Source organism: Paenibacillus sp. FSL H7-0940, from assembly GCF_037979415.1.
Taxonomy (GTDB): domain Bacteria; phylum Bacillota; class Bacilli; order Paenibacillales; family Paenibacillaceae; genus Paenibacillus; species Paenibacillus amylolyticus.
The window spans coordinates 2,197,655-2,224,122 of the sequence record NZ_CP150280.1 but is presented as its reverse complement, the minus strand read 5'-3'; the positions used below and the strand labels follow the sequence as shown (position 1 = coordinate 2,224,122).

Here is a 26,468-nt window from a genome sequence, read left to right as displayed (position 1 = left end):
CTGCAAGCTGCTCTCCGTACGGCAAACGGAGGGTGGCTTATTTGCTTATGCTGTATATGAAGTTCGAACCAGCTCAATATAGCATGCTTGCTCAGTGCTAACGAACATGACAAACCCTATTCGCTGCAAAATGTGAGATATAGTGTGAAAAAGGGGCTGATTCTGCAGCATAACTTCTCCTGTGTTCGTTAAATTCGTTCGTTGCGAGGAATAAAAACTGGGATTTTCAATACGCGCCACACTTCTAACTTTGGAACTATGTAGTTGGGCCGTTTGCCATCATACAGCAAAAAGCACCGCGCGCAGGCAGCTACACGCGGTGCGAAAAACAATGCTGATGTTGCAGAGTAGGAGAAAACTCTATCCCGCTCTTATTAAGCCTGTTTGGTTTTGAGGCGAATCACGTTCCATGATGCTTTGTTCAAGACTGCTTGCACTTTACCCTCGTCAACCGTTGTATATCCGCCGTTGTGAGGAACAACGTTACGTGGGTTTTCTTTGGTATTGGTGGCTTTCAAGTCGTTGTTCTCCAATACGATATGCTCCACAAATGTGGTTTCTCCGAAGGAACGCAGATCCACATTCAGTTCCAACTTCTCATCCAGATGTCTGTTCACCGCAAAGATTGTGATCGTGCCGTTTTCTTCATCATGCACACTGATCGCTTCGAGATAAGGCACATCTGTAAAGTCTTTGGAATCATATTTAGGTGAAGTTGTGATGGATCGCAACACCGTACCACGACCGAAGTTGGATGCATGCATGAATGGGAAATACGTCGTCTGGAACCAGATTGCTCCGTTATTTTCCGTCATGATTGGTGCAATGGTGTTAATCAACTGAGCAAGACAAGCCATTTTTACACGGTCGGCATGTTTGAGTATGGTAATCAGGTAACAGCCCACAGCTAGTGCATCTTCATGTGTATACACATCTTCAAACTCTGGAGGAGCAATCTGCCACCGTTCTTCCATACGGCTCGTGCCGATGGATTTCCAGACATTCCATTCATCCAGAGACAGCATTAATTTCTTTTTGCTACGTTTCTTGGCTTGTACAAAATCACAGATCGAAGCAACACTATCAATAAATTGATCCAGATCCAGCGATGTCGCCAGGAAGTCATACGTGTTGTCTTTATTATTGTTGTAGTACTGATGCAGGGACAAGTAGTCCACATTTTCATAGGTGAGATCCAGCACGGTTGCTTCCCAATCTGCAAATGTACTCATATCACGGCTGGAACTGCCGCAAGCCACAAGCTCGATATCCGGATCAACCCATTTCATCGCTTTGGCTGTCTCATTGGCAATACGGCCATATTCATATGCAGTCATTGCACCAATCTGCCAAGGGCCGTCCATTTCGTTGCCTAGACACCAGGTTTTGAATTTATGCGGGTCCTTGTAACCGTGAGAGATACGCAGATCACTCCAGTATGTGCCAGATGGGTGGTTGCAGTATTCGATCAGGTTTCTGGCCGCATCAATGCCGCGAGTACCCAGGTTTACAGCCATCATGACTTCGGTTCCAACCAGTTTGGCCCAATCTGCAAATTCGTTTGTTCCTACCGCATTTGTTTCAATCGTCCACCAAGCGAGTTCAAGTCTGCGTTTACGCTCCGCTACCGGACCAACGCCGTCCTCCCAATTGTAACCGGATACGAAATTGCCGCCCGGATAACGAACAATTGGCACATTCAAAGCTTTAATCGCTTCAATGGCATCCTGACGGAAACCTTGAGCATCTGCCGTAGGATGACCTGGATCATAAATTCCGCCGTATACGGCCCTTCCCAGATGTTCTATAAATGAACCATAGACACGCGGATCTACTTCAGCAATCTGAAAGTCTTTATCGATAAGCATTTTGGATGTAAGCAATGGGAAAACCTCCATAGAATTAATTTTAGGTGTGTAATAAACTTTATTTCAAGATGAGTTCGCATAAAAGCAAAATCAACAGATTGATTTGTTATCTAATGTGTATCATAATGCTATTATGTTGAGCAAGTTTATTTCGCAGGGTTCGCTAAATAACGAATTCTAAATCAATAATATATGGATTCTATAGAGATAGGGAAGTGAAGTTCATGATGCTTGGCACGGATGCCACATCCTTGATCATATATGAGGCGCTCGCCAGCGAGGCCCGTTTAAATATCGTTCGCTTATTATTGCAAAACAGGGAGATGCATATCAATGCGCTTGCCAAAGAGCTGTATCTTAGCAAAGCCATCGTTAGTACACATGTAAGCAAATTGCAGAAAGCGGGCATCGTAGGCAGCCGCATGAAGCGTGAGAACGGTGGAACGTATAAATACTGCTTTATTCTGCAAGAATTTATGACTATCAATCTCTCCCCTGAACCAGTTGATGCTCCTTATCATGAAGTCTCTATTCCGGTTGGTCAGTATACGGATTACGAAGCCTGGCCCACCTGTGGCATTGCAACAACAACGCAGATGATTGGGCAATATGATACCCCGGCCTGCTTCATGGACCCGGATCGGGTCAATGCAGGTATTCTTTGGTTGGCACGAGGTTTTCTGGAATATAAGATTCCCAATTATCTGAATACAGAACAGCATCTCCAGGAAATTGAAATTTCACTCGAACTCAGTTCGGAAGCACCCCAAGTTAATGAAAACTGGCCTTCCGATATCCGTTTTTCCCTTAATGGTCATCACCTTGGAACCTGGACAAGCCCAGGGGATTTCGGGGATCGGAAGGGCAAACATACACCGCTATGGTGGAAATTGGACGTCAACCAGTATGGTGTACTGAAGGTGCTGCGCATTAACGAAGAAGGGACGTTTATGGATAGCCAGCGCATCTCGGATGTGCGTATCCATGATCTGGAACTGGATTCATCCACTTACTGGACGTTTGGATTAAGACCGGAAGAAGGGGTGCCCGGTCGAGGCGGACTTACGTTGTTCGGGAAAGGGTTCGGCAACTACGATCAGGACATTTTGATACGGTACTATTACGAGGCTGCTGAGTTATAAATTTGGCTAGAAAAATGTGGAATATTAGGATAAGATGTAAACATCTGAACAAAAAGGAGCGTTTTTAAATGTCTAACAAGGTGATTTTGCTTTAGGTTCACAGAAGGATATTTGCGTTACAGAGATTCCTTTTGTGGACATTGCAGTGCGGGAAACCGTCCAAACAATGTTTACTGGAGGAGATTATTATTAATTTTAATAAAGCTGTTGACATCAGCAATACACATGTACTGACGCTGGTACCCGAGCTGTTTCATCTGGAGGGTTACAATATTCAGCTTATTCCGCCTCATGAGGGTGGACGTAATGTCGTTTACACTTGCGAGCAAAAGGGGCATGAATCGCTAATTCTACGGGTGTCTTTTTTGCCTGACAGAAAGCGGGAAGATTACATTGCCGAACTGGAGTATGTCCGGTATTTATTTGAGCACGGTGCAAGTGTCTCGAATGTAGTCAGCTCGAAAAAGGGCCATCTGTTAGAAGAGATCACTTATGATGAGCATACGTTCTTTATCTGTATGTTTGTGAAGGCCAAGGGGAAGTTGCTGGTAGAAAACCATTATCAGTACCGGGAAGGCGTTCCACTTAGCGAATACTATTATAATAGCGGTAAAGTTCTGGGCAGAATGCATCAGCTATCCAAAAGCTATGTACCCGTTCATAGCAGGCATGATTTTTTGGACAAATATAATGCGGAGTATATCGAGAAGTTGGTCCCTAAATCATTTTCTCTGCTCAGAAGCAAAATGGTGGAGCTTCTCCAAGCGGTAAAAGAATTGGAGGCGAGCCAGGAGACATTTGGTATGATCCATTTCGATTATAATGACGGGAATTATTCGATCGAGTTTGATACGGGACAAATCACGGTATATGATTTCGACAATTCCTGTTTTGGCTGGTACATGTTTGACCTCGCAGGTATGTGGATCAACGGAGTCGGTTGGATTCAATTTGAACCTGAGTCGGACAAACGTAAACAGTTCATGGATGACTATTTCCAAACCGCCCTCGCTGGATATACTTCCGAAACCAAGATCGAAGATTCGATGCTGGAGAAGCTGCCTTTATTTATTCAAGTCACTCTCTTGGAGAATATTCTAGGTCAATTTGAGGAAATGCAGCGTGCTGGCGAAGAACCGGAAGCTAACGAAGAACTGTTGTATCTCATTAAATGTCTGGAAGAGGATATACCGTATAAAGGATTTTTCCATGAGATGTATTCCACTGAAGCTCCTTTTGAGTATGAGGGACGCTGAAGAGACCTGTACGTAAACTAAACCCTGAATAACCAAGGATTCATCAAGTATGGAGGCAGCCGGATCGACCGGTTGCCTCTTTGTTTGTCTGCGGCATGTTATTCAAATTTGGAAGGAGGTACGTTGTAAAATTTTTTGAATGCTTTGGAGAACGTGAAGGGGTCGGGATAACCCAGAAATCCGGCAATTTGCTGGATCGTATATTTTTTCTCATACAGATAGTCTCTGGCCCGGTTCATTTTGATCTGATTGATATACTGCCCCGGTGTAATACCGAGAATTTTTTTGAACAACGAAATAAAATATTTCTCAGAGACGCCAGCAATGTCTGCAAGCTCGTTAACTCGGATGGCACGATGCAGATTCGCATCCACGTATGGAAAAACATTCTGCAGAACTTCCAGACTTCCTTCGATCTTCTTCGGTTTTCGGTCTTTCAGAAACTCACCGTGATACAGCCCTTGCCTATGTAATTCCAAAATTTTGGCGATGACGAGAAGCAGAGAGGCTTTCAAGTAAAGTGGACTGGCAGAAGCGCCGCTACTCTGCTTGAATCTTCGATAGGACGAGGTGAAGAGTGTTGATTCCTCTTGAATCAGATTGCCAGGTACGATGCCCGAGAGCTGAAACTCGCCGAGAATTCGCTTTTGCTCAGCGATGCTGAAATCAAAGTGCATGTATACGAATCGGCACATCTCTCCGGTCGTGGAAGCAATATAGGGCATATCCGGATAAAAAAACACCACGTCACCCGGGCCTGCGATATGCTCGATTCCATCGATGGTAATCTGGACGGAGCCTGCTGTAATGAACCACAGATCATAATCGGAATGAGCCTTGTGCTCCGTCCAATTACTGTCGTGCGTTTGTTCCAAATAAGAGCTCATGCGAAGTGTGATATACTCCGAAAGTTCGTCGATTATACTCATATTTACAGTTCCTGTGTGCATCTAATCCAACTCATTCCTCTCTACTTTATGACATCCTTCATTTTTCACTATCATAACAAAGGATTTATCTCTTGTTAACTATCGTACGATATGACATGTTTTGAAAACTATCACACATTCCGATTCCAGCCCACTCACCTATAATGAACTTATATCGTTAAAAGGAGGGGTTATTAATGAATGCTACAAGTACTCAGCATCCAAAGGTAGTTGTTATTGGGGCGGGAAGCCTGTTTTTTGGTCGTCAGTCCATCTGGCAGATGGTACACTCCCCATATTTGAATCAGGGAACGCTGGCTTTGGTGGATACGGACGAGGAACGGCTTTCGAAAATGGTAAAATTAGCGGAAATGGTCGCCAAGGAGAACAACGTATCCCTAAAGATTGAGGGTTCAGTGGACCGAAGACAGGTACTACCGGGAGCCGACTTCGTTGTGCTCAGCTTTGCGGAAGAATCGGTGAAATATCGGGGCATTGACTGCCAGGTTTCTCTAAAGTATGGAATTCGTATGTGTTCCGGCGATACAATTGGCCCTGGTGGAATCTTTCGCGCAATGCGGGAACTGCCGGTTATCATGGAATGCGCCAAAGACATAGAGGAGCTGTGTCCAGATGCGTGGGTGATCAATTATATTAACCCGTCTACCGTTCATGGCATCGCATTACATCGATATGCTCCGAAGCTTAAATCGTTTGCGCTGTGCGATAGTCATCATATGCCGCATAAGAAAGCCTATTATGCCGTACGAGCCGGAATCATCGAAAATACAAGCCAGTTTACCGCAGGAATAGACCAGAAATTCGATTTTCGTATCGCGGGTGTTAATCATTTCACTTGGCTGCTCAAAGCCGAGTATGAAGGAAACAATGTGATGCCCACAATCGCAGAAGCCATGCGCAAAATGGCAGGTGAGGAGAATAATGGCGGTGATCGCGGCGCAAAAGCTCTGTATAACGATGCAATTACCTATGAACTATATGATATTTTCGGAATCATTCCCACTTGTACAGCGCATACAAAAGAATACGTTCGGTATTGGCAGGGTCTTGGCAAAACTGCGGACACCATCCCGCCATTATCGATCTGGGAGACAGAGGACAGATATGAGCGTCATGATGAAATGTGTCGTCAGGTGGATGACTTCCTTGCAGGGAACATCCCGATTGCCGATTATATGAGCACCTTCGGACCAGATCATGCGACTGACATCATCGAGAATATGGTGGGTAACTTGGGCAAAAAGTTCTTCATCAATACGCTCAATCAAGGCGCGGTAACTAATATGAATAACGATTCGTTCCTGGAACTACTGTGCGATGTAGATATGGATGGAGTGAAGCCACTCCATGTAGGCGAGATGCCACGTGGAATTAGAGGTATGCAAGAACTTGTACTGGATACGCATGAGCTCACAGTTGAAGCTGTTCTGGAACAGAGCTACGAGAAGCTGAGAAGGGCGATGCTCACCGACCCGCTCGTGAATTCCATCAGTGACGCGGACAAGATCATCCATGAATTGTTGGAACTGGAGCGTAAGATGATTCCGGATGTTTGGTATAAGGATAGACTGCAGTATAGCTAAGAACGATAACGAACAAAGACCACGTCGGTCCCTTCCATGGGACTAACGTGGTCTTTGTTTTTATCGTTTGTCATGTATCAAGAAATCCTACTCCACTTTAAACAAGCCAGCATGGTCTTCATAGTACGAAGTAATAAAATCACGGAATTCTCTTACAGCAGGAGATAACCATTTTTGTTTGACCCAGGAGAGGCTAATTGGATATCTCGCTGAATCATCAGCAATTTTTACATAACGTAACCCCAGTGCTCTACACACGGAGATCGGAAGTAATGCAACACCCTGATTAAGCCTGATAATTTCAAGCAGGGTATGAGAATCGACCTCAAATGCATGATTGGGCAGAAAACCTGCTTTTTCACAGAGCATGGTGGTAAATCGGCTGTACTCCTTATTATCGGCAAGGGAAATAAAGGGCTCGTTTGCAACAACACTTAGTGAGACGCTTGTCTCTCCGCCGTATGCATGATTCGTGGGTACAACCAGAACAATGTCCTCCTCAACAAGAACAACACTCTCAATCTCCTCATCCTGAATCGGATGTCCCGTAATGCCCAGATGCATGTCGCCTTTCTTCAATCCTGTAATAATTTCACTGCGTGTCCCAATACCCTGATGAAGCTTAGTTTCGGGGGAACCGTTGATATAGTCACTAATGAGACCTGTGAGGAACCGAGTATTCGTAATCGAGATCCTGATTGTATTGGATATTTGCTGTTCCTCCGCTTTAATCTCCATCTCTGCATTTTCAATTTCAATAAAAATCCTGTTCACATGCTTCAATAAAATCTCACCTGAGGAATTCAATTGAATATTTCGTCCTCTCCTATGAAATAGGGGGGTACCGAGTTCATCCTCAAGTCTTTTAATCGTTAAGCTCAGGGAGGGTTGAGCGATATTCAATTGTGCAGCTGCCTTGGAGATATGTTCAGTATAGGCAACGGTCTGAAAGTATTTTAGCTGAAGCAATTCCATTTATCTGCACTCCTTATTTATTCTGATAAATATATATAGTACTTATTATGTATTATATTAAATTTAAATATTGATGTAGAATTTTTTTATGAGATACAGATCAAATTTTAAATACCAAAAACCTGACTATATAAGTTGAACTAATTATTTACACAATAACGGAGAGGACAGAAAAAACCTGAAAAAGCAAAGCGTTCGCCTAAAAGCTTTCTGAAAGAAAGCTGCATCGGAAGCATAAGCTATCACCGGATTTTCCCCTTTAGAAGGGGAATCGAAAAATCTGGGGATAACAGCGATTGGAAGGTTGTTCTGTCATCGTAGTGTCAGTGTAAATAATCTTGAGTTCAACTTATATAGAACCAAAACATAAGGTAGGTGTCTTTGATGAAAATCGATGTGAATAACATAGCTAAAAATCTGAATACACCCCTAACGGCTCCGGCATATCCGATGCCACCGTACAAATTCGTGAATCGTGAATACTTGAATATTATTTACCGGACCGATGAAAAAGCGTTGCGGGCAGCCGTACCAGAGCCTCTGGAAATTACTGAACCTTTGGTGAAATTCGAAGTGATGTGGATGCCGGATGTTTCTGGACTGGGTGCTTATACAGAAGCTGGACAAGTTATTCCTGTGCAATTCAATGGGGAGGAAGGCGATTATGTGCATTCGATGTACGTAGACAATTTCCCCGCGATTGCGAGTGGTCGAGAGCTCACCGCCTATCCGAAAAAGCTGGGTGCGCCCAAGCTGTATACCGATTCAGATACACTTGTCGGCACACTAGATTATGGAACGCTGCGTGTAGCCACGGCAACGATGGGATATAAACATGTGGAGATGGATAAAGAGTTCGCCAAACGTGAAATATGCCGACCTAATTTTATGATTAAGATTGCTACCGACTATACCGGGAATTTAAGAATATGTGATCTGATCCGTACTCAAATTACGGACATCGAAGTGAAGGAAGCTTGGACAGGACTTGCCCGACTTCAACTGTTCGAACATGCGTTGGCACCTCTTGCAGATCTGCCTGTGTTGGAAGTGGTGTCAGCTTCTCATATCCTTACCAACCTAACCTTAAACGCTGCACAACCTGTATATAACTACCTGGAAGAAAAATAAGGAGGAAAAATAAAATGAGAATTGCAATTGTAGGCGCGGGATCTTTGGGAACCATCGTAGGTGCATACCTTGCGGATGGTGGACTGGACGTTGAGTTAATTGATGCATATCAAGAACATGTAGATGCTTTAAATCAGACCGGTGCTAAAGTGACGGGTACCACAGAGTTTCAGGCAAAAGTAAAAGCCATTACTCCTGATCAGAAATCAGGACAATATGACCTCGTGTTACTTTTAACCAAACAACTCTACAACGATTCCATCCTTCAGGAATTAATTCCATTCTTGAATGAAGACAGTATGGTGTGTTCCTTGCAGAACGGGATTCCCGAAGAAAAAGTGGCGTCCATCGTGGGTGAAAAACGTGTCATTGCTGGCTCCGTTGAATTTGGCGCTACATTTATTGAACCAGGTGTATCAAGTCTGACTACCGAGTACACTCAATTTAAGCAGTATGCTTTTCAGATTGGCGAATTAAATGGTGAAATTACCGAACGAATTCAACGCGTAAAATCGGTGTTGGACCTTATGGGTGGAACACATATTTCCGATAACCTGGTTGGAACCAAATGGTCCAAATTGCTGATCAACAATGCATTTAGTGGTTTGTCCGCTGCATTGAATGGGGAATACGGAGACATTATCGATCACGAAGCCGGCATTGTAAGTGCAGCTCATATTGCGGACGAGACGATTAAAGTTGCTCGCGCCAATGGGGTCACCTTGGTTAAAATGAATGGATTCGACATCGCTTCACTCGAACTGAACAGCGAAGAAGATATCCCTGAACGGGTGAAAACATTACGTTACGTGATGGAGCCCTCCAGACTGCTCAAAGCAAGCATGCTTCAAGATCTGGAGAAGAACCGCAAAACGGAGATTGATTATATTAACGGGGTTGTTTCAAGCAGAGCAGAGGGTACCGGAATTGCGACACCTTATAATGATTTAGTAGTAAAACTGGTCAAATCTGCTGAAGAAACTCAAACCGTTCCTGATTTTGACACGAACATAAAAGCTTTTGAAGAACTATTAAGTGCACAATAATAAATTCAATTATTTCAACTGAAAGTCGCTAATATAGCGGCTTTTTTGTTGTATCAGTAAATCTAGTCAGGCTTGATTTTGCGACAGATAGAGTATTCTTCGTGATTTTTGTTCCCTAATATTATACAAAAAGAGGAATTAAATTTGATATAATATAGATTTGCTGGTTATTTTTCTATTCGAAGGAGATACATATGAGTAAATCTTGGGGGGAATTCGGGTTTTATTTGGTTGTATGGGACATACATTATTTATGTTCTTGCAAACAGACTTGATGATGAAGTAGAACTAGTTATGGAGCAGATTATGCAGAAATATAAGCGAAGAACAACACAAGCACAGTTCAAGGCAGCTTACGGATTATATCGCAAGAGTATGTTTGCCATTCGGCAAGCTGTACCTCATATCGGCTTATCGGACTACCGTACATATTACGAAACCATTCTACTCTTGGAAGACGGGAAAAGTGAAGATGCGCGTGAAAGACTTCAATCCATTAAAAAACAGTGGATGCGATCAACATTGCTCGTGGGTATTGAACTCAAAGCAGAAAACCGCGATACCGCTATTCAGCACGCGCATGAAGCACTTAACTCTTCCAGAGGTGTTAATCGTTATGTTTTATATAAGGAATATGAAAGAGTATTACCAGAGGTAGTTGGACACATATCGTAAGATGGTGAAAATCTTTCGAAAAAATAAACCGTGCTTCACGGTTTATTTTTTTTCATTTGCTAGCAGCGGTGTGAGTTCATCCTTAGCAAAAATAGAGGGTAGAATCGTCAATAACCTCTCACGGGTAAGGGGATCATCGTAGTTCCAGCCAGCTTCTACTATATGTACTTTACTGGGTAACAACATGCCAACCAAACTTTGGAGCGGAGAAGGTATATTTACATTCATCTCCTCCTGAGGTACCATCACGAAGTTTCGGTCTCCACCGTATTGTGTGATTTTATTGTGATCGATTTGTATCCAAGGTCTGCCATTAATGATCAGTTGATTTACGGATTCAGTGGGTCGAAAGCCAAGTGATTCATACACGGTAGCGGCAAATCCCGTCTGTCCCATAACATATATGTTCTTACCCAGCACCAGATAGACAGTTGCTCGTTCTCCTGCAATATAATCATCCGCCAATTGTCGCCGTATCCTCCTGACACTTTCCTCATAGCGGTCGATCCACTGTTCAGCCGTTCTGCTTCGACCGAAAAGATCCGCAATATAACGAAGACGCTCAAAAGTGCTGGTTGATTCGTGATAAACGATGGTAGGTGCAATGGCATCCAGTCGAGGTAACTGCTGCTCACTATAGTTGCCTAGCAGGATAAGATCAGGCTTCAGTAGGGAGACTTGTTCCGATGCGCCTTGCAGTCCAATATCCGGGATCTGATGCAGTTTGTTTCGATATATGACTTGTGATTTCATTGTAGTTATACCCGCACCGACTGGACGGATACCGATAGCAAGCAACTCACCAAGGGTATTGGTACCTGTGGCCACGATTCGTATAGCCACATCAGGGAGGGAAATCTGCCTGCCGAGGGAATCGGTGATCGTTCTTTGCCTGGTACGTCTTAGTATATTGGCGTATTCCCGGGGAGGGTGTCCTGTGAGCTGATGAAAGCGTCGACTGAAATAATACTCATCCTTAAAACCGACTTGTCGGGATATTTCACGTAAGGTCTCGGTAGAACTGGACAGTAGTCTTTTAGCGTGCTGGACCCTAAGCTCTGTCAGGTAGTCCGTCGGCTTCTTACCAGTCATCACCTTAAACAATTTGCTATATTGCCATCGAACCATGCCGGCCATTTCGGCCAAAAGCTCTACGGTCAGATCTTCGTTGTAGTGCTGCTCCATATAGCTGAGTGTACGCTGTACCGCTTGATCATTTTGCACTGGCGGAGCAGCGCTTTCTAGCTGAGCCATCAGGCTAAGTATCAGTTGCAGCCGGGCCTGAGTAACTGCTGATTTTGAATGATGCGTAGGCGTAAATTTCTTCTCCTGCAACCGATTTTGCTTGTTGGTTTGCAAAGGCGAGGGAGAGATCCAGTCCTCTCCTGCCAACGCCAATTTTATAGTAGAAAGAGATAGCCTGTAAGGAGAGCCCAGAATAAGAGGAGGGCAAGCCGGAAGCAGAGTCAACTGATCCACTTGAAAAGAAAGAAAGGTCAACCGGGCTACATGCGCTTGCTCTTTTATCGTTTTGAGAATGTAGGATTGCTGAGTAGGGAGCAGAATACAACTGCCTTGGCTCAGATCTTGGGAGATGTTGTTTGTTAACAGCCGAATTCCATGATCCAGAGCAATAAGCAATGTATATTCATTGGCAGCCTTGCTCTTGGTTGATGGATTATGATGATTGGTTTCCTGCAGTGGTGTGAGCTGAAGCAGATCATGCTGCTGCAGTTGGATGTATAGGGAAGCCATTTGCATTCTGGAGCACTCCGATCTAGTGATAATAATTCTCAATTACTAGTTTACCACATTTTACACGTTAGAGAATGTTTCGTTGCAGACCTTATTACACGATGCTGAAGTTTACAGAATCCAAAAATCCTCCATAACCAAAGAGGTTGGAGGATTTTTGACGTTATCTATGCGATATTATTGATTCATCCATTTCGGTAGTTCATCAAGCAATTGCTCCAGTGCCAGTAGGTTGTCGGTATTCCAATCGGCTGATGCTTTGTAAACGTGTCCTTGCTGAACGGCCGGCAGTGTTTTCCATAGTGTGCTCTGTAACAACCGATCAGATTCAGCTCGACTTTCGTCATTATCCAGCGTTAGGACAAAGAGATGATCTCCTGCATAGTCCGGCAATAGTTCTTCCGAAAGTTCGACGAATGTTAGCTCCTTGTCGATAATGTTTTGCTGAATTGCTGGTGGAATTGCAAATCCGTGCTCTTGATACAAGACTACACCCAATGAACGATTGCCCATCAAATAGAGCTGTTTACCCAACTGCAAGAAGATGGTCGCTGTCTCGCCCTCTGCCACATTCAGCTTGTCCCACATCGCTTCCGCTTTTGTATCAAATCTGCTGATCCATTGCTCTGCCTCATCCTGTTTGCCAAAAATGTTGCCAAGTTCGCGTACGCGTTCCGTAAATGGTAACGCCGAGTTGAACGGAATGGTAGGCGCAATCTTCGAAAAAGCGGTGTTTCGGTCAGCATCTTGGTTATAACCATTCAAAATCAAGTCAGGCTGCAAGGCTGTTATTGCCTCCAAATCACCAGGATTTCCGACATCATCAATACCTTCTAATCGGTCTACAATATAGCTTTCGGAAGCATGAATCAGATTGGCTCCAACGACGGAAATATCCATGGCCAGGAGATCTCCAAGTGTTGAACCAAGATAGATCACCCGTTGCGGCTGAGTGGGTATTTCAATCACTTCGCCTGTTTGGATTGTATAGCTTTTTGTCGTTTGTTCGTTGATCTTCACAGCTTCTTGTGAAGGGGCGCTTTCCGAACGGCTGCATGCTGCAAGGACGGATAGAAGAAGGAAGCATGCTCCCCATATGAATAGGTGTTTCTTAATTGTACTGTTCATCATTGTTCCCCCCTGAGTTCTCTTTTTCTCATTGATAACCATTATCAATTACAACGTAATTATAGGTGCCTTTTCAGCGGCTTACAATGAAAAAAACGCAGTGAATTTATTTGTACAAATGTCAATGCGTGCATCTATTTGTTCGTTGCTTTGTTTTCAATCCGCAGGTGTGTTGTCATCGGAGTATGCGTGATAAAAAACAGCTTGCTGTATAAGGAATTAATAACCTTTGGATAATAATGACATTGACAACTGCAGGTTTTTCCAAAATAATAGTATGTAATTGAATACTGGTACCTTTAATTCAGTCCAGAGAGGCTGGCAAGGGCAGCGGATTTCATAATCACGCGAGAATCAGGGCTTATCCCGTCATGGGATGCTCTGTGTCTTCGCGCGGATTATGATGCAAAAAGAGGCTACTTGTCAGTGTATAACTTGACGAGTAGCCTCTTTTTTCTGCTTTTTTTGGTATCAGATACACTTTACGTTGGGGGTATTCTGATGAGCAAACAAGATCAAGAGTTTTCATGGCAAGCTGTGCCGAAATCGCAAAGAAACCACTTTTGGAAGACGTTATCCGTCATGCTCGGTTTCACTTTCTTCTCTGCAAGCATGCTGGCAGGAGGCACATTGGGCGTCAGTTTGACGTTCATGGAGTTTATTGGCATCGTACTTGCAGGAAATCTGGTGCTCGGTATCTACACAGGGGCACTGGCACATATCGCTGCCAAAACGGGCCTGTCCACACATTTGCTCGCTAAATATGCGTTCGGTGCAAAAGGGTCGTATCTACCTTCATTCCTGCTAGGCTTCACACAGGTCGGATGGTTCGGAGTAGGCGTAGCCATGTTCGCGATTCCGGTCGCCAAAGCCATGGACTGGAACGTGTACCTGTTGATTATCGTGTTCGGACTTGCCATGACAGCATCAGCTATCTTTGGTATGAAGTCACTCGTCATTCTCGGATATATCGCGGTTCCTGCGATTGCGATTCTCGGTGGTTACTCCATGTTCGAAGGTGCAGGTTCGCTGGGTGGTCTGCAAGGGTTGCTTGATTACACGCCGACTCAGTCGCTTACCGCGGCGGCAGCATTAACGATCTGTATTGGATCATTCATAAGCGGCGGAACGCTGACACCCGATTTTGCCCGGTTTTCCCGGACATCGAAACAGGCAGTTACTGCAACAGTGATTGCATTCTTCCTGGGTAACTCACTCATGTTTCTGTTCGGTGCAGTTGGCGCAATGGCCTATAACCTGGCTGATATCTCGGAGGTCATGTTCCTGCAAGGATTGATCATCCCGGCAATCATCGTTCTGGGCCTGAATATCTGGACAACCAACGATAATGCACTGTACGCTTCGGGTCTTGGTTTTGCGAACATCACCAAAATCTCAAAGAAATTCTTCGTCGTCGTAAACGGTATCGTGGGTACCGTATTCGCCATGTGGATGTACAACAACTTCGTCAGCTTCCTAAACGTACTGGGCGCGGCGGTACCATCGATCGGGGCTATTATTATCGCAGATTACTTCATTGTGAAACGTAGAAACTATAAGCCATTTGCCGACATGTCATTCAAAAATGTAAACTGGGTAGCGATGGTGGCTTGGGCCATCGGCGTTGCATTCGCTCAACTGGCTCCTGGCGTAACACCATTGAACGCACTGCTTGGTACAGCAGTGGCCTATATCGTCTTGATGCTGATTGTTCCTGCGAAAGAAACCAAAGAAATGGGGAAAATAAATGATTATACAGAACGCAAAATTGCGGGGTAAAGAAGGACTATGGAATATCGTTGTGAAAGACGGAAAGTTCGAACGAATCACACAATCGCTGGAAACGACCGAGAATGAAGAGATCCTGGATGTCAACGGATCGCTTGTGCTGCCACCGTTTATTGAGCCGCATATTCATCTCGATACAACGCTCACTGCAGGTGAGCCGGAGTGGAATCTAAGCGGAACGCTGTTCGAAGGCATCCAACGCTGGTCAGAGCGCAAGGCTTTCTTAACACATGAGGATGTCAAAACACGGTCTAAAACGGCACTCAAGTGGCAATTGGCACAGGGCATCCAGCATGTACGGACTCATGTGGACGTTACCGATCCAAGCTTGATCGCAGTTAAAGCGATGCTTGAAGTCAAAGAAGAAATGGCTCCATATATGGACATTCAGCTTGTTGCTTTCCCACAAGAAGGCATTCACTCTTATCCAAACGGGGCAGAATTGCTGGAAGAGTCACTGAAAATGGGCGTTGACGTGGTCGGCGGCATTCCACACTTCGAATTCACACGGGAATACGGCGTTGATTCAATGAAAGTTGCCTTTGATCTGGCCGAAAAATACGACCGTCTGATCGATATCCATTGCGATGAAATCGATGACGAGCAATCCCGTTTTGTTGAAGTTGTTGCCAAGGAAGCTTACGAACGTGGACTGGGTTCACGCACAACGGCAAGTCATACAACGGCAATGGGGTCATATAATGACGCTTATACGTACAAATTGTTCCGTTTGCTGAAGATGGCTGATCTGAACTTTGTCTCCAATCCGCTGGTTAACATACACCTGCAAGGACGCTTCGACACGTATCCAAAAAGAAGAGGGCTGACGCGTGTCAAAGAGTTGCAGGAAGCAGGTCTGAATGTGTGCTTTGGTCACGATGACATCTTTGATCCTTGGTATCCGCTCGGTACAGGCAACATGTTGCAAGTACTGCACATGGGGATTCATGCTTCGCAGTTGCTTGGTTACGACCAGATCGTGAATTCGATCGATTTCATTACGAAAAACAGCGCAAGAACGTTACACATTGAGGATGTATACGGTATTGAAGAAGGTAAACCTGCTAACTTCATCGTACTTGAAGCAGAGAATGAATATGAGGCTGTTCGCAAACAAGCCGGTGTACTTTATTCCTACAGAGGCGGCCGTAAAATCGCGGAATCGAAGCCGCGGGACACGTCTATCATTTTTGAAGGCAGTACAGAAAAGGTTACTTTTAATAAATAATGAAGAAAATATACTCCCATTAAAGTCGCTATTTTAGCGGCTTTTTTGCTTTTTTTACTGTCTACATACAATAAGAACCAAACATTCAGCTTGCCTTAAGGGCTTCACTAGAAGTCTGCTTCCCGCCTTTTTTACGAACAAAACTAATGATCAACAGTAGCAGTGGTAACAAGCCAAATAAAAAAATGGACATATTGCCAAGAAAATCACCCAAAGCTAACGTTTCCTCCAAGTTTTTAGGCAAGTAAGCAATTACATACAAGACTGGCAACATCGCGAATTGTATGCTCGTTATATTTTTGAGACGAAACAAATCTCGGATCCCGATTGCTGCAAAATAGTGTTTAAAAGCATAGGTTGCAAAGATCTGCATCAGCCAAAACACAATGAACAGCGATTCATAACGCTCAAAAAGAAACCCCTCAATTTCAAAACTTCGAACCATGTCGAACGTTGGCCACATTCGTGTTTGAATTCCTGGCAAAGATAAGTTTCCTACAACGGTAACAATCGTGACCAAATAGATGATCGTACAACTAAGTATGCTGTATATAGCAGCTTTATTGCTTGCTTTCACGTCTACCATGTAAGCTGTGATGATAAGTAAAACTTCATATCCAGAATAGGAGAGACACGAAGGTTTAAGACCTTTCAACACAGGCATGAATCCATCGCCCAGGAGTGGTCTGAGGTTATTAATTTCAAACATCTTGCTGCTTAAAAGGAAAACCAGGGCTAACAACACAAGCGTAACGGGCAACACGATTGAAAAGACCCGGATGATGACCTTAAGACCACCCGTTAACATATAAATACCAATCCACAAACTGACCATAATGGTGACCCAAGTAGGCGTGCGCTCAAGGATGTACATACTTGTAATTTCGGCCATGACTCTAACTTCGAATGAACAAAGAACAACAAAATACACGATAATTAAAAGTCCCAATAGATAAGCAATCCACTGACCTGTGATTTCGGGTATAAATTCGAATACCGTTTTACCGGGGAATCTACGACACAAGGTTACAAGGAGGATGCTGATTGTGGTTACAATTAATCCTGATAAAATGACAGAAATCCATACATCTGGTGTCCCTACTGCTTTACTAATTGTGCGAGGGAGTGTTAGAATTCCAGCTCCGAGTATTGAATTGATAACTACAATAATGACCTCGGAGGTATTAATATTAGTTGTGGATTTCTTCATTGGCCTTCGCTCCAAACCGGAGAATATATTTCTAGGTAGTATCGCCCAACGAAGTTGTTTTATGTAAAATATGCTGTACTGATATAATGTAGAGATATCCAATAATGAACTGAAGATGAGGATGCAGGTTATGCCAAAGAACGATAATATGTTAGCCATTCTATGGATGCTGAATTCAGGCACCAAAGTAACTGCAAAACAGATGTCCGAAAAGTTAGAAATCAATATAAGAACCGTATATCGATATATTGATGCATTATGTGCCAGTGGAGTACCGATCATTTCCGATACGGGTCACAACGGCGGGTATAGCTTGCTGAATCAGCATATCAAAGCACCTCTGTTATTTGATATTGATGAAAAAAAGGCACTTCTCCAAGCTGCTGTGTTTGCAAAAGAAGCTGGATACCCTTTGAGTGAGGCATTGGACAATGCGACATCCAAATTGAAAATGTATACAAATCAGGATCAGGAAAACACACTTCGCCGTCATTTAGCCGGGTTTAACGTTATCAATCGCATGGGAGATCCATCCGTTCAGCCGATCTTGGCGGAATTGGAGCAAGCCGTGGCTAATGATTGCTCTGTCGAAATTGATTATCTCAGAAGCCGAGATGAACAAGCCAAGAATAGAGTAATAGACCCGTATGGAATGGTTTACTGGAATAATAAATGGTATACCATTGCGTTTTGCCACTTGAGAAATGAGTTCCGCAGCTTTCGGGCAGATCGTATTCTGCGAATCAAGCTTACTCCGATTCGCTTTAAGCGTTCGGAAGCTTTTTCTGCTCGTGAATTTTTTCTGCAAAATTTGTTACCTGATGTAGGAGGGAAAGAGGGGTTAATTTCCTTGGTTATCGAAGGCCGATCAGAGGCATTGGATGACTTGGGGCTGCATTGGTTTATGGGACATTATCTGAAAGAGCGGACTTCTAATCAAGCCATCTTTTTATTTGATGAAAAATCAATTGATACATACGTCCCCTATTTTCTCCTATCCTATGGGAAGTCCATTCAAGTCATCGAACCACAGCGTTTGAAGGACAGACTTGTTGCTGTTGTATCCGAGTTAATGGAATACTATCAACTTTAACAGCTTCACTGACAGTAGATGTCAGTGAAGTTGTTTTATAATGATGACAATCTAGGATTACTGAGAAGGAAGGCGGAGTAGACATATGAGTGAACAGACAAAACACAAGGCAGTTTCAGGAAAATATACAAAGAAGGGTACACCTAACGGAGTTACATCGATTACCCCATTTATAACAGTGAAGGATCCTTCTGAAGCAATTCATTTCTATAAAATTGTTTTCAATGCAAGGGTGAAGGATATCACTGAGCATCCAAATGGAAATGGTGATACGTTTATTGTTCATGCCGAATTAGATTTTGGAAATGGTTTTTTACAGCTGGGAGCAGCGAACCCGGCATATCAATTGGCTTTGCCCCCAGATCAAGATCATGCATGTTATTCTTTAGGGATTTACGTCATGAATGTGGATGAAACCATTGCAACCGCCGTATCCAGAGGGGCGAAAGTAAGAGAAGAGATTGTTAACTTTGCGTCTGGTGATCGATTCGGAAGTATACTAGACCCTTTTGGCGTACGGTGGTCTATTCTGACCCGGATTGAAGATTTATCGGAAGAAGAAAGTAGTCGGCGAGTCGCTGAGTGGGCCAAAAGCGTCTCCATGAACAGCTAGTTCAGATATTTCTTGCGAAACTGGAGGGGAGATATTCCAACACTTCGCTTGAAGCAGGTAGAAAAGTAAGGGGAATATTGAAAACCCACTTCAGCGGCTATACGATCTATCGACCATTCCGTCGAAACCATAAGCTGCTTGGCCCGCTCAATCCTAAATTGTAATAAGTAATGAACCGGTGTGACACCGTATTTCATTTTCATACAGCGAACGATGTAGCTAGGGTGGAAGTGTAGCGCTGATGAGAGTGTTTCATTGGTGATCTCTTCTTGGTAGTTTTGCTGGATGAAAACAGCTACGTTCTCGGCAAGCCGTGAAGCAGGTGTTTTGGCCATATCTGAGATGCCATTTTCAAGTGTAGCCAGAAAGCGGAATAACAGTTGCTGCTTCTCCCAGAAGGAATCACCTACCGGCAGTTCCAACAGCTTCTGCATTAGATCGAATACGAGTTGGGGACTTAGCACCGTAGTTTTTTTAGGAATCCGTATTGATTTTGGCTTATCGAATGGCGATAACGGAATTACCGCTTCCCATTCTTCGATTAAGGGAATCTGATGCCAGTTCCCATGCTCAAAATGAACCCAGTAAAATATTGTTTCCTGTTCGCAGGGCCTAAACGAGTAATGCTCACCTTCAGGTAGTAATACCAGTGCATCACCTGTACCAAGTGTCCATTCCGTCCCATTCTCACCGATATGTAGTTCCCCATCAACCACGAGCAATACATCAAACAGACCGAAATTTCTTCGATTAGGATGACGGTCGCCTACACGGAACGTTGAACGACCAGATTCCCAGTAATATGGAAGAGGTGGGGTTTGTAAGGCAACAATTAATTCTTCATTCAATGAATCAACCTCATTTATTAGTGTCATTTTGTATAGAAAAATGCTCATTCCATTCCTATCCTCACTTTAAGAAAAAGCATATACTCGACTTTGAAAAGAGTCAAATTTTATACTTTTGAGGTGTGTATAATGGGACAGAACCAGATCCAAATTCAAGACCAATTTTGGAATACATATTCCGATCTTGTACGAGAAACGGTTATTCCCTATCAATGGGAAGCTCTGAACGATAGGGTAGAAGATGCAGAGCCGAGTCATGCCATTCGAAATTTCCGTATTGCTGCAGGCTTGGAGCAAGGAGAGTTTGGCGGATGGGTATTTCAGGACAGTGATCTTTACAAGTGGTTAGAGGCCGTTGCTTATTCACTCCGTCATCATCCAGATCAGAGGTTAGAGAAGATCGCTGATGAATCCATCGAATTGATCCGCCAAGCCCAACATGACGATGGTTATCTGAATACCTACTTCACGATCCAAGAACCTGGGAAACAATGGACCAATCTTTATGAAGCTCATGAGCTGTATTGTGCGGGTCATTTAATTGAAGCGGCAGTTGCGTATTACCAGGCTACGGGAAAGCGTAAGTTACTAGACATCTCATGCCGATTCGCTGATCTGATTGATCGTATGTTCGGAACCAAGCCGGGACAGATAAGGGCTTACTGCGGTCATCAGGAAATTGAATTGGCTCTGATTAAGCTATACGGTGTTACGGTAGAAGAGCGTTATTTGAATCTAAGCCAATACTTCATAGATGAACGGGGTAAGCAGCCCAACTATTTTATCGAGGAATGGGAACGCGGAAGCCGAACAAACATCTGGTCACAGGGAGCGCCTAATCTTGAGGTCTATCAATCTCATCTTCCTGTTCGTGAGCAAAAGGTAGCTGTTGGACACTCCGTTCGGGCAGTATATATGTGCACGGCGATGGCTGATCTTGCGCGACTAACAGGTGACGAGGGACTGAAGGCGGCGTGTGAACGACTTTGGTCGAATACAACAGGCAAACAAATGTATATTACCGGAGGCATTGGTTCTACACACCTCGGGGAAGCCTTTACGTTTGACTACGATCTTCCGAATGATTCCGTTTATGCGGAGACCTGTGCTTCAATTGGTTTGATTTTCTGGGCACGACGCATGCTTCAATTGGAAGTTAAAAGTGAATATGCGGATGTGTTGGAGAGAGCGCTATACAACAATGTGCTGGGCAGCATGTCTATGGATGGGAAACACTTCTTTTATGTCAATCCACTTGAGGTGTGGCCAGAAGCAAGTCTCAAAAATCCTGATAAACATCACGTAAAGCCCATCCGACAGAAATGGTTTGGTTGCTCCTGTTGTCCTCCAAATGTTGCACGGTTGCTAGGTTCGTTGCTATGAACGTTTTTGTCAAGTCCATCACAAAAAGCTGCTTTTCCCCGAAGCCCTAAGCGCGGGAGTCCATATGCGAGCGACGGTTGGCACGCTGCTATCCGTGGGTTGGTTACCACATGGTATGCCTTCGTCAAGGAGAGCTTTTACAAGCTAGCCACGCACGTTCAGCCCATTAAAAGCCTAGTGCAAACGAACCTCGTACATTCTCTCCTGAACCTTCCATGAACTCCCGGGCCTAAGGCTCCGGAGTTTTCCCCTTTTTCCTTTTAAACCATCCGTCTCTTCAAGATGAATAACAGATTACTGAGCGTTCGGTAGCTCCAACGTTCGGGCGACCGCCCAAATGAACCCGGTCAGTTCCCTGGCCACCGCGGTGACCGCGACATTTTTGTGTTTGTTTAATCCATAAACTAAACGGCGGAATTTTCGGTGCAGCCGTTCCTGGGCTTTCCATGAAATGAGCTGTATGTCCGCAGGCAGACCTTCCAAACGGCGGGCCAAGTCCCCTTTAATCGCAGGCCGATGGCGGTAACTCCATGCCGATTCAATCAAGGTGCGACGCAATCGTCCATTTCCCGCTTTGGTGAGCGAGCCTCGTTGGGTACGGACTCCAGACGAATGCTCACGCGGAACCAGGCCCAAGTAAGCCATGAGCTGAGCAGGAGAACGGAACCGGGCAAAGGAACCGATCTCCGCAGCAAGCGTGACGGCCGTGAGAAATCCAATGCCACGCAGAGACTGTAAAATCTGAATCAAATCGGCTTTGGAACTGGTCGCTGCCTCTTCAATCAAGGCTTTTTCCAGTCGACCGATGCGTTGCTCGATCTCGTCCATGGCATGAAGGTACTCCGTAAACGCAATCTGCATAGGCGCATTCGGGAAGGTCAGTTGTCCAAGCCATACGCGATATTTTTTCGTCCAGCGACGTTTGATTTGTTCAGGCGGATGGATCTGGTGACGCAATAAAAATTTGAGCACGCGTTGACGAGCCCGGTGAGCATCTTCTTTTGCCGATTCGCGTGCCCGAACCAATTCACGAAGCGCCTCATCTTCACGTGCTGGAACGTAAATCGGCGTAAGCTCGCCTGCACGGAACAGACGTGCCAGTTGCTCGGCATCCCGTCGATCGGTTTTCACGTGATCGCCGGAGCGTTTGGGGATGAGTGAAGGGGCAATGACGACACAATGGGCCCCCATGGATTCGATCCAGCGGTAGGTTTCGTATCCTGTAGGACCGGCCTCATAACAAAACGAGAGGGAGCTTGCCGGACCCAACTCTTTGATGAGTTTGCGTAAGGCAGCAGGCGCATGAGCAATGGTACCGTAATACCGCGGCTTGTCTTTACCCTCGTCAGCAATAGCGACAGAAATTTTTTCTTTGGATACATCTAAACCAATGAATTTTGTGGTAGACTTCATAGGGATAGCTCTCCTTTGCTGTGTAGCTCTGAAATGGTGGTCTTCTTACTGTCCATTTTAACCTACGATGTGCAGCAATATGGAGGGCTATTTTTTGCGGTTACGTTCATCATAGCTAGACGAGTATATTTACGACGTGTCTGAGGATGGCAGAACGATCTATACCCATTTGTATATTGGAAGTAAAGCCTCGTTCGAGCTTGCCGACACCACAATAATATTGCATCAACGCTCTGATTTGCCTTGGAACGGCCGCGTTGAATTCTCGGTTCAGCTCCCCAAAGGCAGCGAATTTGCCGAGTTCGAGCTTGCGCTGCGTATACCAAATTGGTTCCAAAACGGACAGCCCACCTTGAAAGTAAATGGTGAACGGCAAGATATTCATGTTGAGAACGGTTACGCTAAAATAAAACGCAGCTGGTCAGATGGTAATACAGTGGAGTGGCTACTTCCGGTCGAGCCGAAGTTAGTTGCTGCGCACCCTTTAATTCGGGCAGATGCAGGCAGGGTGGCTATTCAACGCGGCCCGCTTGTTTATTGCGTAGAAGAAGCAGACAACGGGGCACCGCTCACTTCGCTCGCGTTGGCTTCGGAGCCACAATTAACCGCGTATGCTGATCCAGATTTGCTAGGTGGTTGTATCGTGGTAGAAGGGGATGGTCTCGTGACTGACGACAGCGATTTATGGTCAGATGAGAAGCCGTACCGTTCTTATATTAAGCAGACAAAGGCTGTACGATTCAAGGCCATTCCCTATTATCTGTGGGGTAATCGGCTGGCTGGTGAGATGAGTGTGTGGCTACGCTATTAAAGAGGAAGTAAGGACGAACTTTTACAATTCCACAAAAGGAACCACCAAAAAAACGAGCGCACCCTGAACATGGATGCGCTCGTTTTCTACTATCCGTAATCCTATTCGTCTGTATCGGTCGAAGTATCCTCATTGAGCTTCTTATAATCTATTCCCCATGTTTCCATCACACTAATGATGGGCCTCAGCGTATTACCTAAATCGCTCAAGCTGTATTCGACTCTGGCCGGTACCTCCGCATAAAAAAGTTGCGAAGCTTTGCTGCTTTGGATATGATTATCTAATGTGCAATCAAAGATAACACTTATGCAATCAATTAATGATAAAAGATAGTGAGGTAAGAAAAAATGATCGCAAGAACAGAAGAAGATTTTAATGGGTTGAAGGAAATTGGCAAAATTGTGGCTTCTATTCGAGATGAATTGGTTCAAAGAACCATTCCGGGCATAACAACTAAAGAACTTGATGATCTGGCCGGAGAGCTTTTTGAGAAAGCCGGCGCAGTTTCTGCTCCAAAAAGTGAATATAATTTCCCAGGATTTACTTGTATTAGTGTTAATGAAGAAGTGGCACATGGTATTCCGGGAGATCGGGTTATTCAAGAAGGGGACATCGTCAATATTGATGTGTCTGGCTCCAAGAACAGTTATTTTGCAGATACGGGACTCTCGTTTGTCGTAGGCGAAGGTGCAGAAGTGTTAACGAAAATATGCGACGTTGTTAAACTAGCATTTGAAGCAGGTCTAAAAAAAGCAAAACCGGGTTCCAAAAAAAGCGGGATCGGAAAAGCCGTATTCCAAACTGCTAGACAGCATGAATTAACGGTTATCAAAAACCTTACAGGACATGGTGTTGGACGTGGAATACACGAAGCACCTGACCACATCTATAATTATAATGATCCATCGGATGATGAATTGTTAAAAGAAGGTATGGTTATCGCATTCGAGCCATTTATTTCAACTTCAGAAGAAGAAGTAGTCCAAACTGGAGATGGCTGGACCTTTGTTACTAAAAACAGCTATGTAGCTCAAATAGAACATACCATTATTCTTACTAAAAATGGTCCGATTATTGTCACTCTTTAAGGTGTTCAAACTGAAAGTCGCTAAATTTAGCGACTTTTTTTATTTTATTGGTACGTCAAATTAAATCAAAATATAAACGTTCGCTTATTAATTTATGTTGAAATTATGGAAGGATTTAACGTATATTTAGATCTGATCTTTATGTTATAGACAGAGGTGATTGATTGAGCACATCAAAAGAGCGCGTTCAAGTCATTGATGGACTGCGTGGATTCAGTTTGGTCGGCATTGTGCTGGCGAATATGCTGGCTTTCCAATATGGAATGTATGGCCAGAGCAAACCCCAACTGTTCGGGATTGGCGGAGCAGATCAGGCTTTCCTCTCATTCCTGCTGATCACTGTGGTGGGAAGTTTTATGCCGATTTTTGCATTTATGTTTGGCTTTGGAATGGTTAAGCTCTCGGAAAGCCTAAAATCACGAGATTTACGACCAAAGTGTCATCTGGCACGCCGTTTTCTACTACTGTTTGGAATCGGATTACTGCACATCATCTATCTGTGGGAAGGGGATATCCTTACATTTTATGGTGTACTCGGTTTCTTCTTGCTCATGTTCCTTAATCGGAAGCCCAAAACGCTGCTCATATGGGCGGTACTGCTACTCATGGGAGCGGGCATACTTGGTCTCCCGGCATCTAATCCGATGAACCCGCTGGCGATTGAGTCCATTCATATGGAGAACTACATCATTCAAAGTCAGGATGTATACGGCAACGGCACATACGCGGAAATCAGGAATTTCAGTAATAACGGCGATCCATTCGGCGGGGATTTGGAGCTGTCATTTGCCCTGATAGCCCTGATGTTAGCACCACTCATGACGGTGCCGATGTTCCTGCTCGGCATGCACGCTGCCAGAATAGGCACGTTTAGCGATCCCCAAACGATGCGAGCTATATATCTTCGCCGGGCATCATTATTGATTCCGGTAGGTTTGATACTCAAAGCATACGGTGTATTGGCGCCACAATTGGGTGCGGAAGGTTGGCTCGGAATCGGAATCGGGGGGACGCTTGGAGGAGCGTTGCTTGCACTCGGATACATATACGCATTCGCGCTGTTGTATGCTGGAAACCGCCGTTGCAGCCTGATGGGCAGGTTCGAGGCGGTCGGCCGTCTCTCGTTGACGAATTATCTGATGCAGAGCGTAATCTGTACAACAATTTTCTATGGATATGGCCTGGGACTGTTTGGAAGTGCTGGCGTGTTTATCGGAGCAATTATTGCGCTTGCTGTCTACGTTATTCAATTGTGGCTCAGTCCGCTATATCTTAAGAAATTTAGCAATGGACCTGTCGAGTATATCCTACGGATTTGGACTTATCTGTCCTGGAAAGGGCAGCCAAGAAAGAAGAAAAGATCGAATTTAACTACGAATGAAAACGCGCCTGGTGTCCAGTAAGCATAAAGTGTTATCGTGAAACGCAAAAAGAAGCTCGTTCCACCAAAAGAAAGGGCTTCTTTATGCCGTAACGATCATCTC

22 protein-coding genes and 1 pseudogene are annotated in these 26,468 nt (G+C 44.5%); 14 read left to right on the top strand and 9 right to left on the bottom strand.

Translation table 11 applies throughout. The features are described from left to right. Positions 1–374: 374 nt before the first annotated feature. Positions 375–1,868 carry an alpha-N-arabinofuranosidase gene (locus MHB71_RS09795; RefSeq protein ID WP_340030158.1) on the bottom strand — a complete coding sequence of 498 codons (1,494 nt, stop codon included), beginning with the start codon at positions 1,866–1,868 and terminating at the stop codon, positions 375–377. 224 nt (positions 1,869–2,092) lie between these two features. Here MHB71_RS09795 and MHB71_RS09790 point away from each other — a divergent pair, with 224 nt between their 5' ends. Further along, positions 2,093–3,010 carry an ArsR family transcriptional regulator gene (locus MHB71_RS09790; RefSeq protein ID WP_340029447.1) on the top strand — a complete coding sequence of 306 codons (918 nt, stop codon included), beginning with the start codon at positions 2,093–2,095 and terminating at the stop codon, positions 3,008–3,010. 131 nt (positions 3,011–3,141) lie between these two features. Further along, positions 3,142–4,266, top strand: a complete 1,125-nt coding sequence (locus MHB71_RS09785) for a phosphotransferase (protein ID WP_340029446.1) — start codon at positions 3,142–3,144, stop codon at positions 4,264–4,266. Positions 4,267–4,364: 98 nt separating this feature from the next. On the opposite strand, the gene MHB71_RS09780 is transcribed toward MHB71_RS09785, so the two are convergent. Further along, positions 4,365–5,216 (bottom strand): AraC family transcriptional regulator, encoded by an 852-nt coding sequence (locus MHB71_RS09780; RefSeq protein WP_340029445.1) that lies wholly within the window; start codon positions 5,214–5,216, stop codon positions 4,365–4,367. Between the two features lie 176 nt (positions 5,217–5,392). Between MHB71_RS09780 and MHB71_RS09775 the strand changes: the two genes are divergently transcribed. Beyond that, positions 5,393–6,799: a glycoside hydrolase family 4 gene (locus tag MHB71_RS09775; RefSeq protein ID WP_340029443.1), complete on the top strand. Its 1,407-nt coding sequence runs from the start codon at positions 5,393–5,395 to the stop codon at positions 6,797–6,799. An 87-nt stretch (positions 6,800–6,886) separates the two neighbouring features. Here MHB71_RS09775 and MHB71_RS09770 read toward each other — a convergent pair whose 3' ends face one another. Next, positions 6,887–7,774: a LysR family transcriptional regulator gene (locus tag MHB71_RS09770; RefSeq protein WP_100527843.1), complete on the bottom strand. Its 888-nt coding sequence runs from the start codon at positions 7,772–7,774 to the stop codon at positions 6,887–6,889. 384 nt (positions 7,775–8,158) lie between these two features. Here MHB71_RS09770 and MHB71_RS09765 point away from each other — a divergent pair, with 384 nt between their 5' ends. From MHB71_RS09765 to MHB71_RS09755, 3 genes are all read left to right on the top strand, one after another. Then, positions 8,159–8,905: an acetoacetate decarboxylase gene (locus tag MHB71_RS09765; RefSeq protein WP_340029442.1), complete on the top strand. Its 747-nt coding sequence runs from the start codon at positions 8,159–8,161 to the stop codon at positions 8,903–8,905. 14 nt (positions 8,906–8,919) lie between these two features. After that, a complete protein-coding gene (locus MHB71_RS09760) occupies positions 8,920–9,951 on the top strand; it encodes a ketopantoate reductase family protein (RefSeq protein WP_340029441.1) in 1,032 nt (343 codons plus the stop codon). 306 nt (positions 9,952–10,257) lie between these two features. Next, a complete protein-coding gene (locus MHB71_RS09755) occupies positions 10,258–10,626 on the top strand; it encodes a hypothetical protein (RefSeq protein ID WP_340029439.1) in 369 nt (122 codons plus the stop codon). A gap of 42 nt (positions 10,627–10,668) precedes the next feature. Here the strand turns inward: MHB71_RS09755 and MHB71_RS09750 are convergent, their stop codons facing one another. Together MHB71_RS09750 and MHB71_RS09745 are read right to left on the bottom strand one after the other, a co-directional pair. Then, a complete protein-coding gene (locus MHB71_RS09750) occupies positions 10,669–12,387 on the bottom strand; it encodes an AraC family transcriptional regulator (RefSeq protein WP_340029438.1) in 1,719 nt (572 codons plus the stop codon). Between the two features lie 171 nt (positions 12,388–12,558). Next, entirely contained in the window at positions 12,559–13,512 is a 954-nt protein-coding gene (locus tag MHB71_RS09745) for an ABC transporter substrate-binding protein (RefSeq protein WP_340029437.1), read from the bottom strand. 498 nt (positions 13,513–14,010) lie between these two features. Between MHB71_RS09745 and codB the strand changes: the two genes are divergently transcribed. Both codB and MHB71_RS09735 read left to right on the top strand, forming a co-directional pair. Continuing rightward, complete coding sequence (gene codB / locus MHB71_RS09740) at positions 14,011–15,288, top strand: cytosine permease (protein WP_340029436.1); 1,278 nt, start codon at positions 14,011–14,013, stop codon at positions 15,286–15,288. Continuing rightward, entirely contained in the window at positions 15,257–16,525 is a 1,269-nt protein-coding gene (locus tag MHB71_RS09735; RefSeq protein WP_340029435.1) for a cytosine deaminase, read from the top strand. The genes codB and MHB71_RS09735 overlap by 32 nt, the downstream gene beginning before the upstream one ends. A gap of 85 nt (positions 16,526–16,610) precedes the next feature. On the opposite strand, the gene MHB71_RS09730 is transcribed toward MHB71_RS09735, so the two are convergent. Beyond that, on the bottom strand, positions 16,611–17,735 hold the full coding sequence (locus MHB71_RS09730) for a GerAB/ArcD/ProY family transporter (protein WP_340029434.1): 1,125 nt from the start codon (positions 17,733–17,735) through the stop codon (positions 16,611–16,613). 130 nt (positions 17,736–17,865) lie between these two features. On the opposite strand from MHB71_RS09730, the gene MHB71_RS09725 reads away from it, so the two are divergent. Together MHB71_RS09725 and MHB71_RS09720 are read left to right on the top strand one after the other, a co-directional pair. After that, positions 17,866–18,828, top strand: a complete 963-nt coding sequence (locus MHB71_RS09725) for a WYL domain-containing protein (protein WP_340029433.1) — start codon at positions 17,866–17,868, stop codon at positions 18,826–18,828. A gap of 85 nt (positions 18,829–18,913) precedes the next feature. Beyond that, positions 18,914–19,441: a VOC family protein gene (locus MHB71_RS09720; RefSeq protein ID WP_340029431.1), complete on the top strand. Its 528-nt coding sequence runs from the start codon at positions 18,914–18,916 to the stop codon at positions 19,439–19,441. Here MHB71_RS09720 and MHB71_RS09715 read toward each other — a convergent pair. Next, positions 19,438–20,289, bottom strand: coding sequence for an AraC family transcriptional regulator (locus MHB71_RS09715; RefSeq protein ID WP_340029430.1), 852 nt, complete (start codon positions 20,287–20,289; stop codon positions 19,438–19,440). The two genes, MHB71_RS09720 and MHB71_RS09715, sit on opposite strands and share 4 nt — an antisense overlap. 129 nt (positions 20,290–20,418) lie before the next feature. Here MHB71_RS09715 and MHB71_RS09710 point away from each other — a divergent pair. After that, a pseudogene (locus tag MHB71_RS09710) lies at positions 20,419–21,666 on the top strand (beta-L-arabinofuranosidase domain-containing protein); the annotation flags it as partial. Between the two features lie 300 nt (positions 21,667–21,966). Here the strand turns inward: MHB71_RS09710 and MHB71_RS09705 are convergent. After that, a complete protein-coding gene (locus MHB71_RS09705; RefSeq protein ID WP_339187772.1) occupies positions 21,967–23,085 on the bottom strand; it encodes an IS110 family transposase in 1,119 nt (372 codons plus the stop codon). A gap of 136 nt (positions 23,086–23,221) precedes the next feature. Between MHB71_RS09705 and MHB71_RS09700 the strand changes: the two genes are divergently transcribed. Further along, entirely contained in the window at positions 23,222–23,896 is a 675-nt protein-coding gene (locus MHB71_RS09700; RefSeq protein WP_340029429.1) for a hypothetical protein, read from the top strand. A 101-nt stretch (positions 23,897–23,997) separates the two neighbouring features. Here the strand turns inward: MHB71_RS09700 and MHB71_RS09695 are convergent, their stop codons facing one another. Continuing rightward, entirely contained in the window at positions 23,998–24,327 is a 330-nt protein-coding gene (locus MHB71_RS09695; RefSeq protein WP_340029428.1) for a winged helix-turn-helix transcriptional regulator, read from the bottom strand. Here MHB71_RS09695 and map point away from each other — a divergent pair. Beyond that, positions 24,244–24,984, top strand: a complete 741-nt coding sequence (map, locus tag MHB71_RS09690) for a type I methionyl aminopeptidase (RefSeq protein WP_036615705.1) — start codon at positions 24,244–24,246, stop codon at positions 24,982–24,984. The genes MHB71_RS09695 and map overlap by 84 nt on opposite strands. 164 nt (positions 24,985–25,148) lie before the next feature. Beyond that, a complete protein-coding gene (locus tag MHB71_RS09685; RefSeq protein ID WP_340029427.1) occupies positions 25,149–26,387 on the top strand; it encodes a DUF418 domain-containing protein in 1,239 nt (412 codons plus the stop codon). The last annotated feature ends 81 nt before the right edge of the window (positions 26,388–26,468 follow it).